Annotated in this window: 16 protein-coding genes; 4 read left to right on the plus strand and 12 right to left on the minus strand. The window is 55.2% G+C overall.

From position 1 onward, the window contains the following. The first annotated feature begins 5 nt into the window (after positions 1–5). Positions 6–692 (plus strand): OmpW/AlkL family protein, encoded by a 687-nt coding sequence (locus A3OI_RS0110300; RefSeq protein ID WP_018404198.1) that lies wholly within the window; start codon positions 6–8, stop codon positions 690–692. 169 nt (positions 693–861) lie between these two features. On the opposite strand, the gene A3OI_RS0110305 is transcribed toward A3OI_RS0110300, so the two are convergent. From A3OI_RS0110305 to rlmE, 5 genes are all read right to left on the minus strand, one after another. Continuing rightward, the gene (locus tag A3OI_RS0110305) at positions 862–2,169 is read right to left on the minus strand and encodes a DEAD/DEAH box helicase (RefSeq protein ID WP_018404199.1); all 1,308 of its coding nucleotides are present in this window, start codon (positions 2,167–2,169) and stop codon (positions 862–864) included. Between the two features lie 314 nt (positions 2,170–2,483). Continuing rightward, entirely contained in the window at positions 2,484–3,842 is a 1,359-nt protein-coding gene (locus A3OI_RS0110310; RefSeq protein ID WP_018404200.1) for a hypothetical protein, read from the minus strand. Positions 3,843–3,943: 101 nt separating this feature from the next. Then, the gene (locus tag A3OI_RS0110315) at positions 3,944–4,402 is read right to left on the minus strand and encodes a DUF302 domain-containing protein (protein WP_018404201.1); all 459 of its coding nucleotides are present in this window, start codon (positions 4,400–4,402) and stop codon (positions 3,944–3,946) included. A 12-nt stretch (positions 4,403–4,414) separates the two neighbouring features. Continuing rightward, positions 4,415–4,705: an encapsulin-associated ferritin-like protein gene (locus A3OI_RS0110320; protein WP_018404202.1), complete on the minus strand. Its 291-nt coding sequence runs from the start codon at positions 4,703–4,705 to the stop codon at positions 4,415–4,417. 114 nt (positions 4,706–4,819) lie between these two features. Further along, a complete protein-coding gene (rlmE, locus tag A3OI_RS0110325; RefSeq protein ID WP_018404203.1) occupies positions 4,820–5,440 on the minus strand; it encodes a 23S rRNA (uridine(2552)-2'-O)-methyltransferase RlmE in 621 nt (206 codons plus the stop codon). A 211-nt stretch (positions 5,441–5,651) separates the two neighbouring features. Between rlmE and A3OI_RS0110330 the strand changes: the two genes are divergently transcribed. Next, entirely contained in the window at positions 5,652–6,428 is a 777-nt protein-coding gene (locus tag A3OI_RS0110330; RefSeq protein WP_018404204.1) for a TrmH family RNA methyltransferase, read from the plus strand. 42 nt (positions 6,429–6,470) lie between these two features. Here the strand turns inward: A3OI_RS0110330 and ahpF are convergent, their stop codons facing one another. Next, entirely contained in the window at positions 6,471–8,039 is a 1,569-nt protein-coding gene (gene ahpF, locus A3OI_RS0110335; protein WP_018404205.1) for an alkyl hydroperoxide reductase subunit F, read from the minus strand. 279 nt (positions 8,040–8,318) lie between these two features. Here ahpF and A3OI_RS0110340 point away from each other — a divergent pair, with 279 nt between their 5' ends. Then, entirely contained in the window at positions 8,319–9,050 is a 732-nt protein-coding gene (locus A3OI_RS0110340; protein WP_018404206.1) for a DUF3581 domain-containing protein, read from the plus strand. A gap of 234 nt (positions 9,051–9,284) precedes the next feature. On the opposite strand, the gene ahpC is transcribed toward A3OI_RS0110340, so the two are convergent. From ahpC to A3OI_RS0110355, 3 genes are all read right to left on the minus strand, one after another. Beyond that, complete coding sequence (ahpC, locus tag A3OI_RS0110345) at positions 9,285–9,848, minus strand: alkyl hydroperoxide reductase subunit C (RefSeq protein ID WP_018404207.1); 564 nt, start codon at positions 9,846–9,848, stop codon at positions 9,285–9,287. Positions 9,849–10,026: 178 nt separating this feature from the next. After that, positions 10,027–10,956 carry a putative RNA methyltransferase gene (locus A3OI_RS0110350; protein WP_018404208.1) on the minus strand — a complete coding sequence of 310 codons (930 nt, stop codon included), beginning with the start codon at positions 10,954–10,956 and terminating at the stop codon, positions 10,027–10,029. Between the two features lie 122 nt (positions 10,957–11,078). Continuing rightward, on the minus strand, positions 11,079–11,345 hold the full coding sequence (locus A3OI_RS0110355) for a DksA/TraR family C4-type zinc finger protein (RefSeq protein WP_018404209.1): 267 nt from the start codon (positions 11,343–11,345) through the stop codon (positions 11,079–11,081). A gap of 337 nt (positions 11,346–11,682) precedes the next feature. Between A3OI_RS0110355 and A3OI_RS0110360 the strand changes: the two genes are divergently transcribed. Then, entirely contained in the window at positions 11,683–11,889 is a 207-nt protein-coding gene (locus A3OI_RS0110360) for a cold-shock protein (protein WP_007348184.1), read from the plus strand. 361 nt (positions 11,890–12,250) lie between these two features. Here A3OI_RS0110360 and A3OI_RS0110365 read toward each other — a convergent pair whose 3' ends face one another. The 3 genes from A3OI_RS0110365 to A3OI_RS0110375 all read right to left on the minus strand — a co-directional run. Next, positions 12,251–13,555, minus strand: coding sequence for a TRAP transporter large permease (locus A3OI_RS0110365; protein WP_018404210.1), 1,305 nt, complete (start codon positions 13,553–13,555; stop codon positions 12,251–12,253). Beyond that, positions 13,545–14,039, minus strand: a complete 495-nt coding sequence (locus A3OI_RS0110370; protein ID WP_018404211.1) for a TRAP transporter small permease — start codon at positions 14,037–14,039, stop codon at positions 13,545–13,547. The genes A3OI_RS0110365 and A3OI_RS0110370 overlap by 11 nt, the downstream gene beginning before the upstream one ends. Before the next feature lie 72 nt (positions 14,040–14,111). Then, a partial coding sequence (locus A3OI_RS0110375; protein ID WP_018404212.1) for a DctP family TRAP transporter solute-binding subunit occupies positions 14,112–15,063 on the minus strand: 952 nt, incomplete at its 5' end.

Here is a 15,063-nt window from a genome sequence, read left to right on the forward strand (position 1 = left end):
TTACTATGTCCCATACTTTCAAAATTGGTATTTTAGCTGCGGCCGTAATGGCGGTTGCACCGGCTGCTCAGGCTTTTGAAGCGGGTGATTTTATTGTTCGTGCTGGTGCTGCTCAGGTTGCACCGGATGCGTCCAGTGAGAAGCTTAGAGTTGGTGGCGCTCCTTTGCTTGGCCTCGCCGACGCTCGCGTTGATGTTGATGACAACACCCAGTTAGGTATTCGCGCGACCTACATGTTCACCAGTAATATTGGTCTCGGTCTTTTGGCGGCAACGCCTTTCAAACACAATATTAGCGGTGCAGGCGATCTTGCTGCACTTGGCAAGCTGGCTGAAATCAAGCACCTGCCACCCACTCTGACGCTACAGTACTACCCGATGCACAGTTCATCGGCCTTTCAGCCATACGCGGGTGTTGGTGTGAACTACACCACTTTTTTTGAAGAAAAAGTAACCTCAGATTTCGCAGCACTGGCGGGAGCCGATATCAAGCTGGACGACAGTGTAGGCGTTGCTGCTGAAGTAGGATTTGACTACATGTTGAGTGACAATTTTGGTTTGAACGCTGCGGTATGGTGGGCTGACATAAATACCGATACACAGATTACACTTGCCGACGGAACGAAAGTCGATGAGTTCGAAGTCGAAATCGACCCGATGGTCTACATGGTAGGTTTCACCTACAAGTTCTGATCCCTTACGAATAACCTGCTGAGCAGCTGGCCCAGCACACTCTGAACGCACTACCTTTTACGGGGCCCTGTTTTTACACGGCCCCGTTTTTTATTTTCAAATTCTGAACAAAAAAATGCGGAGCCGAAGCTCCGCATTTTTTAACCTGCTACCTCAAGCCTGTATGGCTTCAGGCGTCCTGGCGCTGGCCTGAACGTCCACGTTGGCCGCCATTGCCGTTCTGACTACGGCCTGCGCTGCGGCCGCCTGGCTTATCACTTGGCCGGCCATTGCCGCCACCGTTTCCACCGCTGCGGTTACGAGCTTTGCTCGGATCGGCTTTGGCTTTTGGCTTCAGTGCCACGTGGTTTTTCGGCTCAAAGCCTTCCACTTCCTTGCGCGGCAGCTGTTTTTTGATCAGCTTTTCGATACCCACCAGCATGCTGAGTTCGTCAGCACTCACCAAAGACAGCGCGTGGCCACTTTCACCCGCGCGACCGGTGCGGCCAATGCGGTGAACGTAGTCTTCCGGCACGTTAGGCAGTTCAAAATTCACCACTTGGGGCAACTGCTTAATATCCAGACCGCGAGCGGCGATGTCGGTCGCTACCAGCACACGAACATCACCCTGCTTGAACTCGGCCAAAGCACGGGTACGGGCACCCTGGGACTTATTGCCGTGAATCGCAGCGGCGGTAATACCGTCTTTGCCCAGCTTCTCGGTCAGGCGGTTGGCACCGTGCTTGGTGCGGGTAAATACCAGTACTTGTTCCCAGCTGTTGTCGCGCACCAGTTTGCTTAACAGCGCCGTTTTCTGGCTCTGATCCACCGGATAGACTGACTGAATAACGTTTTCGGCGGTGGTGTTGCGCACTGCAACATCAATTTGCACCGGGTCGTTCAGCAGGCCCTTGGCCAGGGTGCGAATTTCGTTGGAGAAGGTTGCAGAAAACAGCAGGCTCTGGCGCTTCGCAGGCAGCATGGCCATAATCTTGCGGATATCGCGAATAAAGCCCATATCCAGCATGCGGTCGGCTTCGTCCAGCACCAGAAATTCTACTTCGTTAAAACGCACGGCGTTCTGCTGATACAGGTCCATCAGGCGGCCGGGTGTTGCCACCAGTACGTCCAGCCCTTTGCGCAGCTTCATCATCTGCGGGTTAATTTTCACACCGCCAAATACGACAGCCGCGCGGGTAGGCACGTAGCGGCTGTAAAGGTTCACGCTGTCGTGCACCTGGGCGGCAAGTTCGCGGGTAGGCGTCAGAATCAGCACGCGCGGGCCTTTGCCGGTACGCGGGTTCTGCTCCAGCATCTGCAGTATCGGCAGGACAAAACCGGCGGTTTTACCGGTGCCGGTTTGCGCGGCGGCCATCACGTCTTTACCGGCCAATACCGCTGGAATGGCTTTTAACTGAATGGGTGACGGGGTTTCATAACCCTGGTCCAAAGTGGCACGGACTAGCGGCTCAGACAAACCGAGTGAAGAAAAACTCATAATAGATTAACTCTTGATTGTTCTGCCTCCACGAACACCGTTGTGGGCGAATGCGGGCAGATGCCATGAGGATTCATGGAATAAAAAACGACTACGGTCACACGCCGTTAACGGGGTGACGTCCTCTGACAGGTCGTATGGATGGTTCGCACGTGGGCTTTACGCCTGAAATTGCGGAATCCCTAGAGGCAGGATGGCGCAGACAGTAACAGAGGGCTTTGGCATACGCCATAGGTGATTGCCATAAAGCCGGGACGCAGGGCGCTTTCCACAAGATCGCACAAAATGAAACGATGTCTTAACTGGCAGGCGAGCTACGCCAGAACGAGCGTCAGGCCGGCCGCCAGCGCACTGGCGACGGTTAATCCCGACAGCGCCAAGCTGAGGCTCCAGCGCAATGATGCGTCTACCGCCTTGTAACCGGTTAAGCGCTCCATAATCAGCGCGTTAGCGGCAAACGGTGTACCAAAGGCGGTAATTCCCCAACCGGTTACCATGGCAAAGCCCAAACCCACCAGAGCGTTTTCCGGCCACACGGCACCCAGAATACCGCCTGCCAGGGTGCCGATAACAATCGGGTTTACGCCGCCCAGTCCGGCGATGAAAAACACCCAAGGCACGGCCGCGGCCAGCACCGGCCAAAGCCAGTCGGGCACGTTCAAATCACCACTAATCTGGCCCAGCACTGCGGCGCTGATGACAGCACCAATAAACGCCGAGCCGCCCACAATCGCCAGCTCGTTACTGACGTTAGCCATACTCACCAGGGGCGGGTTGGTTCGGCGGCTCCATGCCAGAAGCCTGGCACCTATGACCGCGCCCATACAACTGAGCGTAACGGCGTAGGCATAGCTGAGCTGAAACTGATGGCTAAGCAAGAAAACACCGGCACAAATTGCCAAAATCAAGGCGCAGAATCGAAACCAGGGTGCTAGGCCAGTGTCGCTCACACCACTGCGAGTAGTGGCACGAGAAGTGGCGCTGGCGCCAAAAACCTCAACCTTAACGAGTTCTATTTCAGATTCTGGCTCAGGTTCGCACCAGATCAACCCGGAAAACAGCAAAACTATGGAAAAAGGAATGGTGAGCATCAGTAACTGAAGGCTGCCAAGGCCCGGCAGCAAAGTCAGTGTTAGCACCACAGAAATCGACAGCGGCGAAAAAGTAGGCGATACACCAAAGCCCCTGAGCACGGCACGTGTGGCGTTGCGGGTAGACGGGGAATCGCCGTTGCTGCGAATACGTTCGCCCACCACACTTCCGACCACCGCTACCGAACCAAAATTGAGCGGTATCGACACCATAGCGGTACCAAAGGCCAGGCTGAGATAACGCACCCGTGGCCGCCCGCCAAAAAGACTGGCCGAAATTCTTTGCAAATCTGAAGTACGGCCCAGCACCGACGATAGCAGCATAACTGCCAGCACCAAACCAGCCAGGCGGCTCATATTCTCCGCCGCTGCCGCAATCATGCCCGGGTCGCGGCCCAGAGCAAACGCCAACGCAAAACCCGCCACTAGAAAAACCACCTTGGGTACCAGGCGCATATCCCGCCAACCCAGAATAACCGCCAGGCTGACCGCTGCAGCGCCCAAACCGGCCGTGCCGGGAAGCAATGCCAGAATGGCGGCAATCAACGCAAGGTAAGCAAGAGCAGAACGTATCAGCAGCAAGGGAGCGCGTCTCTGAATAGCAGGGGCGAGTATATTAGGCGCCCGGAACCCTGCCAGGTATCAGCCATTATGAGCATTCCCGTGTTTTGCTCCGGGCTTTATCAATCCGCAGTGGCGGCTCGGGCAAAATTCTTCAGCGCGGCCTCCACTTTCGCCAATACGGGATCACAACCTTCGATAGCATGGCGGATTTTCAGATATTGCGGATCGTTATAGCCAAGCCAGACCTGGCCATTCTCGTCCTCCCAGATCAGCGCTTTCTGGGGCAAATCCACAGCGACGGTTTGTGAGCATTGCATCAGTGGCGTACCCACTTTTGGGTTACCAAAAATCACCAGCTCGGTGGGCCGTAATTCCATGTTGACCGATTCAGCACCGGCTGCGTGATTGATGCGGTTCATGATGGTCATGCCGTTCTTACTCAAAGCCGCTTCCAGTCTATCGGCCGTCGCCGCTACGCTATGATTGCTTTTCACCATAATCAAACCGTCTGCGGCCAAAGCCACGCCAGAACTCAACAAGAAGAGGAAAGGCAAAACAATCTTTCTGAACGCGCTCATGGAGCTCCTCGCTTATCCGTGATCAGCTATAGAGCCGTCGGTGAACAAAAATTCCCGCAGGTACTTGTCCATGGTCGGGTCTTTACGCCGAATCCATTCCAGCACCATCGCAGCGTGCTCTTTTTCTTCATCGCGGTTGTGCGCCAGAATGGCTTTGAGCTCCGCGTCTTTGCAGGAATCTACACGCTGGTTGTACCAGTCAACGGCTTCAAATTCTTCCATTAACGAGCTGACGGCCCGGTGCATGTCCCGCGTTTCATCTGACAATTCGCCAACCGGTTCGTGGTAGCTGTCATTCGCCATAATGTGTTCCTCATCGTTGTGTTGTGAATAGCAAAAAGCCCCGTTACGCCATGCTGCGATTAGCATAAAAGGACCTTTTGAACATAGCTGATAACAGCTCATTTAGACAGGCGGTCAGCCGCGAAAGCCCTTACCCACCAGATAGACCTCCCGCGAGCGGGCACGGGAAGAATCCGGTTTGCGCACCACCACCTTGTCGAACTGTTCGCGCACGGCTTTCACGTAGCCGTCATAACCTCCGCCGTGGAATACTTTGGCGACGAAACTGCCTTTGGGTTTTAGCACCTGGCTGGCCATATCCAGCGCCAGCTCAATCAGGTACATAGACGCAGCCTGGTCCGCCGCGTTTACGCCGCTGATGTTGGGCGCCATATCTGAAATCACCACGTCGACTTTTGCATCGCCCAGTACCGCCATGATTTCCTCAAAAACAGCGTTCTCGGTAAAATCGCCCTGAATAAACTTGACACCGGCAACGGCGTCCATGGGCAGAATGTCCGAGGCTATTACCCGACCTTTATGCCCCACCAGGTCGGTGGCCACCTGGGACCAACCGCCAGGTGCAGAACCCAGGTCCATCACCGTCATGGTGGGTTGGATGAGCTTGTCTTTGGCGTTAATTTCAAGAAGTTTGTAGCTGGCACGGGAGCGGTAGCCATCCATTTGCGCTTTTTTCACGAATGGATCGTTAACGTGCTCCTCCAGCCAGCGGCTACTGCTTTTTGATCGGGCCATAGCGTCTCTTTGTTAACCGAACGATCGTGGCTCTTCATGAGTTCGGTTGTTAGTCGGGTTATTAGTCGCACCATTGTACGCCGAGGGCCAGGGCGCCGCAAAAGCGCCCCGCGCGTCGGCACCAGCGCACTGACAGCAAACCGGCAGCCACGTACAATAACCCCAATGATTAGCCGCTCATTAGCTCTGCACACACTACCGGGACATAACCGTGAAGCTGGACGACATCAAAAAACTGCAGCAAAAAAAATATCGCCAGGCTTTCGGACACTATCTGGTGGAGGGCGAGCATCTGGTGCTGGAGCTGCAGAAAGCCGCAAGCACCCAGCCAGCCTTAACGTCTTCAGAACTTTACGTGACGGCGGCTTATGAGCACTGGCAAAGCCCGTTCACAACGCACCTGATCGGCGAACGCCAGATGGCGCGGCTCGCCGATACCCAAACGCCCCAGGGTATTTTGGCGATAGTGCCCATAATAGCGCCTGAAGTGACGCCGATAGTCACGCCCATGGCCCAGTCGCAAGAACGGCCAGCCATTAATACACAGCACAGCCCTGAAAAAGCCATTTATCTGCACGAAGTGCAGGACCCAGGTAATTTGGGCACCATTTTACGCACCTTGGCCTGGTTCGGCGGTTTTCGCTGCCTGCTCAGCCCCGGCAGCGTTGACCCTTACAATCCAAAAGTGGTGCGTGCCAGCATGGGCGCGATATTTCATCTGCCGCTGGAAACCGATGTTGAGCTAGCCAGCCTGAGCGAGCGATTTCACCGTCTGGCTTGCCTCGACTTGAATGGCCGCAGCTTAACCGAGCCCGGCTTTGCCGATCACGACTGCTATTTGTTTGGCAACGAAGCCCGCGGCATTCCGGCTCAGGCCCTCGATGAACTGAACGCCACTGCCTACACCATAAATGGCAAAGGCCAGATTGAATCTCTCAATCTGGCCTCGGCGGTCAACATTTGCAGCTGGGAGCTGATGCGCAGCTGATTATTTAGCAGCGATTGCGCGTCAGCAAATGCTCTTCAACACCTACTCGTCAGCAGAGTTGCGAATCAGGAAGTCAAAGGCGCTAAGGGCCGCTTTGGAACCTTCGCCCATGGAAATTACGATCTGCTTGTAGGGCACGGTGGTGGCATCACCGGCGGCAAATACGCCAGGAATGCTGGTTTCGTTGCGCTCGTTGATGACCACCTCACCGTGCTTGCTGAGTTCGATATCGCCTTTCAGCCACTCGGTGTTGGGTAACAGGCCGATTTGTATAAACACGCCTTCCAGCTCTACGTGAACATTTTTACCACTGTTGCGATCGGTGAAGTCCAGGCCATTCACCTTACCGTTGGCACCGGTCACTTCGGTGGTCTGGGCCGATACCGCAATATCCACGTTCTTCAAGCTGCGCAGCTTGCGCTGCAGCACTTCGTCAGCACGCAATTCGGCACCAAATTCCAGCAAGGTTACGTGGCCAACAATACCGGCCAGGTCGATGGCGGCTTCCACACCCGAGTTACCGCCACCAACCACCGCTACACTCTTGCCTTTGAACAGCGGGCCGTCGCAGTGCGGGCAGTAAGCCACGCCCTTGTTGCGATACTTGTCTTCACCGGGAACACCCAGCTGGCGCCAGCGAGCGCCGGTAGACAGCACCACAGTGCGGGCTTTCAATGACGCACCGTTGGCCATACGAATTTCATGGGGCATGCCCGGCTTAGCCGCCGGAATCAGCTTTTCAGCCAGCTGCAGGTTCATGATATCCACGCCGTATTCTTTAACGTTTTGCTCCATCGCGGCCACTAACTTGGGGCCTTCTGTGTAGGGCACGGAAATCAGGTTTTCAATACCCATGGTGTCAGCAACCTGACCACCAAAGCGTTCGGCGGCAATGCCGGTGGAAATGCCTTTACGGGCGGCGTAAACAGCCGCTGCGGAGCCAGCGGGGCCACCGCCGATTACCAACACTTCAAAGATGCCCTTCTGGCGAATTTTATCGGCTTCACGGGCGTCGGTGTTGGTGTCCAGCTTGGCTACAATTTCTTCCAGCTTCATACGGCCCTGGCCAAACAGCTTGCCGTTCAGGTACACGCTGGGCACCGCCATGATTTCACGCTCTTCCACTTCGGCCTGGAACAAGGCGCCGTCAATGGCGGTGTGCTTCACGCTTGGATTGAGCACACTCATCAAGTTCAGCGCCTGCACCACATCCGGACAGTTCTGGCATGACAGCGAGAAGTAAGTTTCAAATTCAAAATGGCCGTCCAGTTCCTGAACCTGCTGGATCAGCTCCGGGGTGGCCTTGGAAGGATGCCCACCCACCTGCAACAGTGCCAACACCAGAGACGTAAACTCGTGGCCCATGGGGATGCCGGCGAAACGTACACCTACATCGGTGCCCACACGGTTGATGGCAAATGACGGGCGACGCACGTCTGAATCGCCATCTTCACGCAGGGTGATCATGTCAGACAACCCGTCAATTTCCTGCAGCAGCTCATACAGCTCGTTGGCTTTTGCGCTGTCGTCCAGCGCGGCAACCAGCTCGATGGGCTGCTTCACGTTGTCCAGGTAACCTTTTAATTGGCCTTTCAAATTGGCATCTAACATTTTGTCGTCCTTTATAAGGAATAAAGCCGGTGAACCGGCTTGGCTTTAGCCGGCTGTTTTAATTTGAAGTAGCCAAGATACGGCGCCTGACAAAAAAGCTCAAATCAATTGATTCAAAAACTGCGATAGGGATTTACTATTAATGAGCGTCGACCAGTTCACACCCTATTGAAAGAGTTTCTGCAGTATTTTTGCATTAAGCCAGATGGTGCATTTTGATATGGGTGCAGCTGGACTATCATGGGGCCCTGAATCTGGCCACTCGGAATAAGGTACTCCATGTTTCTAGAACGTTTTCACTCTGAAAAGGATGGCCGCGTATACATCAGCGCCGCCCAGGCCAGCCTGTTTGCCAAGGAAGTGGCCGGGGACTTTAACCCGATTCACGACCCGGACGCCCGCCGCTTCTGCGTGCCGGGGGATTTACTGTTCGCGGTGGTACTTTGGCGTTTTGGCCTGTCAACGAATATGACCTTCCACTTTCGCGCCCTGCTGGGTAAAGACGTGCCGCTGGAATTTCGCGAAGGCGCCGATGGCACTATTCAGGTGTGCGATCAAGCCGGCAAGGTGTATCTGGAAGTGGCCCGTAGCGGCGACATAACCACGGACAAGGTGTTTATCGAAGAGTTCACTCTGGGTTACGTAGCAGCCTCGGGCAAAAACTTCCCCCACACCATGAAGCCTTTGATGGAATCCAACGGTGTGATGTTCAACCCGGACCGGCCAATGGTGATGTACGACAGCATGACCGTCACATTGGATAGCCTGCATGCAGCGTCACCGGAACTGGAGCTGCATAACGCCACCCTGGAAGCCAATGGCAAGCGCGGCCAGGTAACTCTGGAGTATCGCCTGATGTCTGGCGACCAGGCGCTGGGTACCGTATCCAAACGTTTGGTGTTGGGCGGCTTGCGCCCCTACTGCCCGGATGCCATGGCCGATGTGGTAGAACAGTTCTACCGCCTGAAGGCCCGCGGTGTCAGTTACGGCACCGACATCGCCAGTACCTGACGCAGATCGTTTCTCTGGCCAGATTTCTGATTACACGGGTCCTTATGAACTTCGCCGTCATAGGAGCTCGTAACTATGGACAGCGGACGCTCATCAAAGAAGCCCCAAGCCGCTGCACGCAGTTCATAATCCGCCTTGCCCTGAACGCAAAAAACCCCGGATTTCCGGGGTTTTTTAATAGTAGCAAGCCCGTAACACAAGCCTGTACTGTTTGATTCCCTGTTAAAAGGAGTCTTAGATCTTACCAACCAGATCCAGTGAAGGAGACAGTGTCGCTTCGCCTTCCTGCCACTTGGCAGGGCACACTTCGCCCGGATGCTTGCGCACGTACTGAGCAGCCTTCACCCGACGCATCAACTCAGACGCATCACGACCGACGCCTTCCGCGGTGAGTTCTACGGCTTGAATTACGCCATCCGGATCGATCAGGAAAGTAGCACGGTCTGCCAGGCCCTGGCCTTCACGCATCACACCAAAGTTGTTGGTAATGTTGCCGGTCTGATCGCCAACCATGTAGTACTGAATCTTGTTGATGGTTTCAGAGCTGTCGTGCCAGGCTTTGTGAGTGAAGTGGGTGTCTGTGGATACAGAAAACACTTCAACGTCCATCTTTTGCAATTCTTCATACTTATCAGCTACGTCGCCCAGTTCGGTGGGGCATACGAAAGTGAAGTCAGCCGGGTAGAAGAAAAATACAGACCACTTGCCTTTTACGTCTGCTTCGGAAATTTCAACGAACTCGCCCTGTTTGAAAGCGGTTGCGTTAAACGGTTTAATTTCAGAGTTGATGATACCCATAAGATATTCCCCTTTGCTTGCTAGATGATTAATGGATGGGCACAACTATAATGATGCTGCGCGCTTAACAAAAATTAATAATACCCAAACAAGAGATAGCTTGAAGCTATTGCTTACACTCCCACCCACCTCTGATAAGCAGCGACGGGTAGTCTGGATATGTGGATGCTAACCCACGCTATTTCAAGGCAGCGCTTGGGGCGCTGGCGCCGTCACCCGGTGTGGTTTCCAGCACCGTCAGCCGAACATCCACCGTTACCTGCAATTCGCCAAGTGCAGCGGCGCGGGCCAGGCCCTCGGCTTTGGCGCGATAAAAGTGCGGGGTCATCGCCAACAAGTCGGCAATGGCGCCTTCGCCGACCAGTGCAAGGCTGAAATTTATAGTTTGCCGCCCTATTGTCTGAAAGCCCGGAGGCGCTTCGCTGGCGTTGGGTTTGTCGACCTCGGGCTTGAGTACCGGGTAAATTACTTCTCGCAATTCGCGCAAATGATCCGGCCCCGCGTCGACAACCATTACCCGGCCGCCAGGGCGCAGCACCCGCCGGAACTCCGGATACACCGGAAACCCGAACAGGCTCAAAATGCAGCCGAGAGACCCGTCAGCCAGCGGTATATTGGCGTTGCTGGCGACCAGCCATCGCGTTGTTTTTGACTGTTTTGCCGCAGCCAGCACCGCCGGCTTTGCAATATCCAGGCCCACCAGCGACAGTTGCTGTTCGTGTTTCCGGCCCGGCAAGCAAGCCTCGAGCTGGCGCAAATAATAGCCTTCGCCGCAACCCGCATCCAAACAGGCGAAAGGTTCTTTTATACCTGGCTGGGTTTCAATGCCCTCGCCCTGCGTGTTAACTGTTTCCGCGACAGCTTGCACAACCGCTGCGGCTATCGGCTGATAGTGCCCGGCATTTAAAAAACGTTGGCGCGCGGCCACCATTTCTTTGCTGTCGCCAGGCGCCAGTGACCGCTTGTTCTGCACCGGCAACAGGTGCACATAGCCTTGGCGGGCGTTATCGAAACTGTGTCCGTTGGCGCAGCGCCAACTGTTTTGCTGCATCAGCAGGGGTTGTCCGTCTAACGGGCAGATAAGGTGGTTGAATGGCGTTATGGTCATAATCAGAGGGTATCGCTGGCAGATGTGCGGGAAGCGCCTTGGTCACGGCGTTGCTGGACGCTATCTTAGCGCTAGGATAGCACTCTCATAGCACCTTTATTGAGCAGCCTCACACCCGGGGGTTAGCGCAGCTGGCTGTCTTTGCTGGCGCGCCTGTTAACGCCGCCGCTTTTACCCTGCTGCTTTTCCAGCTCGGCCTGGCACTGTATGCACAGGCGCACACCCGGCACCGCGACCCGCCGGGCTTCAGGTATTTCCCGGTCGCATTCTTCGCAATGGGTCAGGCTATTGCCCTTACCCAGGCTGCTTCTGGCTTTATTAACCGCATCTTCAACGCTGGCGTCGATCTGATCTTGCACGGCGCCATCCCGTGCCCATCCTCCGGCCATAATTTGTGCTCCTCTGGCAGCTGCGTTGTCACAACTATAGCTTGGTTATTGCTCTATTGACGTGCTACCGCGGTTTCACCATTTCAACACGTGGCTTATCCGTTGCTGTACCCTACAGGTTACAAAAAACCACACAAAGGCTTTGCAATGACCTCGTTTGCGTGTAGAGTGCCTTCCGTCGGAAAGATTTAGCAAAGCACTTCATCAATAGAACGTACTAAGTAACGCATCGTCCTGTTTTTGATCACGCCTCATTTTTTGTTTCCCGCATACCGCTGATCCGTCGTCATTAAGGATGACTGACAGCACATTACTTAAAGAATTCAGGATTATTATTATGTCTACAGTTACCGGTACCGTTAAGTTCTTCAATGAAGCAAAAGGTTTTGGCTTTATCACTCGCGAAGGCGGCCCCGACGTATTTGTTCACTACAGCTCTATTCAAGGCGGCGGATTCAAGACCCTGGCTGAAGGCCAGCAGGTTGAGTTCACTGTTACTCAGGGCCAGAAAGGTCCTCAGGCAGAGAACGTTGTAGCTGTCTAAGCTAGAACAGATAATTGCGCTGTGAATAACAGCCAATAATCAAAAAAGGCAGCTCCGGCTGCCTTTTTGCTGTCTGCCTTTTTGCTGTCTGCCTTTTTGCTGTCTGCCTTTTTTATACGTGCCTTTCCTACCCCGCTAATGAATACGCTTCGCCCCCGCCAACGTAACCTCAGTACCACAACTCCGTTAACGTACGATTCGAAAAGACTGACCACAAGGCCGCGCTATGCCCGCAAAACCGATTTTATTCTACGATGGCCAATGCCCGTTGTGCCGCCGCGAGATTGTCACGCATCGCACCTAACGCAACAGCCAGCCTGGCAATTTTTAACTAAGGATCTGTTGAACTGTGGCGCTGTAATTACCAAGGCCCAACCACAAAGCCGAGTTTGTCGGGCAGCCACAGCGCAATGCCCGGCACCAATGCGACCAGCAGCAGGCTCACGCCCATAGCGGCAATAAAAACCAGCGCCCAACCCAAGGTGTGCTCCAGGCGGATATTGGCAATACGGGTGGTAACCATCAGATTCACTGCCACCGGCGGAGTGAACTGACCAATCGCAATGTTCATGGCTAGCAGAATACCAAACCAAACCGGGTTCCAGCCAAAGTGGTTCATGAGCGGCAGTACGATGGGAATCAGGATCAGGTATATGGATACCGCGTCCAGCAACATACCCGCCAGCAACACCAGCAGCATCACCAGCCCTAACAGAACCCAGCCATTGTCTGACAGCGACAACAGCGTATCAGCCAGATGCTGGAAGGTGCCCAGAGTTGTGCCAGCCCAAGCAAAAATACCCGCCAAAGCGATAATCAGCATAACCACGCCGGACGTAACCGCAGCATCGGTCACCAGGTCATAAAGCCCGCGCAGGCTCAGATTGCGATAGATCAGGCAGCCCACAATCACCCCGTAGGTGACCGCCACCACCGCGGCCTCGGTGGGTGTAAACAGGCCGGAACGCAGGCCACCCAAAATGATCACCGGCGCAAACAAAGCCGGCAAGGCCGTTTTAAAGCTGGGCCAGAAAGGTGGACGCTCTGAGGTTTTCGGATCTTCCCAGCGGTATTTCCGGGAAAAATACAGCGCCGGCACCAGCAGCGACAGCCCCGCCAGAATACCGGGGAACACACCGGCGGCAAACAGCGCGCGCAAATCCACCCCCGGCACCACAATGGAATACAGAATCAGCGCGATGGACGGTGGAATCAGAATGGCGGTAGACGACGATGCTGCAATCAGCGTGGCGGAAAACGGCTGCGGATAACCCGCCTTGCGCATGCTGGGCAGCATTACCATGGCCACGGCGGCAGCATCAGCCGGACCGGAGCCACTCATGCCGCCCATAATCAGGCATACCAGCACGGCAACGACGGTCAGGCCACCGTGGCGCGGGCCGATAATAGCTTGGGCAAAACGCACCAGACTGGCGGCCACTCCAGCCCGTTCAAAAATCAAACCGGTCAGTATGAACAGCGGTATGGCGATCAGCGGGTACTTTGCCACGCTGTTGTAGGTGTTAGTGCCAAAGGTGGCCAGCATATCTGGCGAAAGCCCGGCCACAATGCCTACCGCGCCGCCCAGCCCCAAGGCGATGGCCACGGGTACACCCAACAGCAGCGCCACCATGAAACTGGCGATCATTAACAGATCAGGACTCATGAATGATCTCCGGATCAGCTTTGCTGCGCAGGCGATCTATCAAACTCTGGGTCATGCGCACAATAATGGCCAGCGCCATCAGCGGCAGCCAAATCACGTAAATCCAGTTGGGCAAGCCCAGCCCGGGTGACAGCGACTCCCACTGGTATTCCTGCCAGGCAAACACGCTGCCGTACCAAGCGGTAATGGCAAATACCGTCACGCCCAACGCCCATTGCACTACGTATACGGCCGTTCTAAAAGGCGCCGGCAGGTGGTGCTCGATCAGCTCGATGCGAATGTGCTGGTTGTTGCGCGCCGCTACCGCAGCGCCAGCAAAAGTCACCAGAACCAGGAAAAACACCGAGAACTCTTCAGTAAAGGCAAAAGACGCATCGGTGGTATAGCGCACAATCACGTTACCCAGGCTGATCAAACAGATCGCAATCAAGGCAACAGACGCAAGCCAGGCTTCGGGCCAGCACTTAGGGGGACGGGTAGACATGAAAACTCCGGGTTAGGCAGCCCGGCTCTGCGCCAGAGTGGAATTCTCGGCACAAAGCTCGGGCCAGAACGCTTACTGCTGGCGGTCGGCGACGGCTTGCTGGGCCTTCTTTACCAGATCGTCACCAATCCGCGGTGACCATTCCTGATAGACCGATTGAGTAGCATTGATGAACGCCTCGCGCTGGGTCGGCGTCAGTTCGGTGACGGTCACGCCACGCTCCTTGATGGCGGCCAGAGTGGCATCCAGCTCACTGCGGGACTTTTCGATTTCCCATTGGCCGGCGTCTATTGCGGCCTGCTTTAGCAAGGCCTGATCGTCGCCGCTGAATGTCGCCCACACCCGATTGTTAACGGCAAATACCAGCGGGTCTGCCATGTAGTGCCATAGGGTCAGGTGCTCCTGCCCTACCTGATCAATACGCGCCACATCAAACACTGACAGCGGGTTTTCCTGGCCGTCTACGGCACCGGTGGTCAGCGCCGGCTTGGCATCAGCCCAGCTCATCTGAGTGGGGTTGGCGCCCAGAGCATTAAAGGTATCCTGAAACAATGGCGAACCTACCACGCGGACTTTCAAGCCTTCCACATCCGCCGGCTCGCTGATCGCGCGCTTGGAGTTAGACAGTTCACGAAAACCATTTTCGCCCCAGGCCAGCGGCGTTACACCACGTTTCTGGATGGCGGCAAAAACGGCCTCGCCGACCTCGCCCTGGGTAATCGCATCAATGGCGGGGTAATCCGGCATCAGAAACGGCAGCGAGAACAGATTCAGTTCCGGCACCTGGGATGACCAGTTGATGGTAGAGCCCACCGCCATATCAATCAGTCCGGAGCGCATGGCAGAAAATTCTTTGGTCTGGTCGCCAGACACCAGCTGGGAGTTGCTGTAAATTTTCATGTTGATACGCCCTTCCGAGCGCTGGTTCACAAGCTCTACCCACTTGTCGGCCGCCTGGCCCCAGGGAAAGGCCGATGGCAACACGGTAGATACGGTGTACTCGTCTTTGTATTGAGCATGGGCA

The organism is Marinobacter gelidimuriae (assembly GCF_000372805.1).
Classification (GTDB): Bacteria; Pseudomonadota; Gammaproteobacteria; order Pseudomonadales; family Oleiphilaceae; genus Marinobacter; species Marinobacter gelidimuriae.

What these genes read in the sequence shown, in the direction of transcription:
- ahpC (WP_018404207.1), bottom strand. Translation starts at nt 9,848, where the DNA reads ATGGGTATCATCAACTCTGAAATTAAACCGTTTAACGCAACCGCTTTC.
- A3OI_RS0110315 (WP_018404201.1), bottom strand. Translation starts at nt 4,402, where the DNA reads ATGAGCGCGTTCAGAAAGATTGTTTTGCCTTTCCTCTTCTTGTTGAGT.
- A3OI_RS0110350 (WP_018404208.1), bottom strand. Translation starts at nt 10,956, where the DNA reads ATGACCATAACGCCATTCAACCACCTTATCTGCCCGTTAGACGGACAA.
- A3OI_RS0110365 (WP_018404210.1), bottom strand. Translation starts at nt 13,555, where the DNA reads ATGAGTCCTGATCTGTTAATGATCGCCAGTTTCATGGTGGCGCTGCTG.
- A3OI_RS0110370 (WP_018404211.1), bottom strand. Translation starts at nt 14,039, where the DNA reads ATGTCTACCCGTCCCCCTAAGTGCTGGCCCGAAGCCTGGCTTGCGTCT.
- A3OI_RS0110355 (WP_018404209.1), bottom strand. Translation starts at nt 11,345, where the DNA reads ATGGCCGGAGGATGGGCACGGGATGGCGCCGTGCAAGATCAGATCGAC.
- rlmE (WP_018404203.1), bottom strand. Translation starts at nt 5,440, where the DNA reads ATGGCCCGATCAAAAAGCAGTAGCCGCTGGCTGGAGGAGCACGTTAAC.
- A3OI_RS0110360 (WP_007348184.1), top strand. Translation starts at nt 11,683, where the DNA reads ATGTCTACAGTTACCGGTACCGTTAAGTTCTTCAATGAAGCAAAAGGT.
- ahpF (WP_018404205.1), bottom strand. Translation starts at nt 8,039, where the DNA reads ATGTTAGATGCCAATTTGAAAGGCCAATTAAAAGGTTACCTGGACAAC.
- A3OI_RS0110320 (WP_018404202.1), bottom strand. Translation starts at nt 4,705, where the DNA reads ATGGCGAATGACAGCTACCACGAACCGGTTGGCGAATTGTCAGATGAA.
- A3OI_RS0110305 (WP_018404199.1), bottom strand. Translation starts at nt 2,169, where the DNA reads ATGAGTTTTTCTTCACTCGGTTTGTCTGAGCCGCTAGTCCGTGCCACT.
- A3OI_RS0110340 (WP_018404206.1), top strand. Translation starts at nt 8,319, where the DNA reads ATGTTTCTAGAACGTTTTCACTCTGAAAAGGATGGCCGCGTATACATC.
- A3OI_RS0110300 (WP_018404198.1), top strand. Translation starts at nt 6, where the DNA reads ATGTCCCATACTTTCAAAATTGGTATTTTAGCTGCGGCCGTAATGGCG.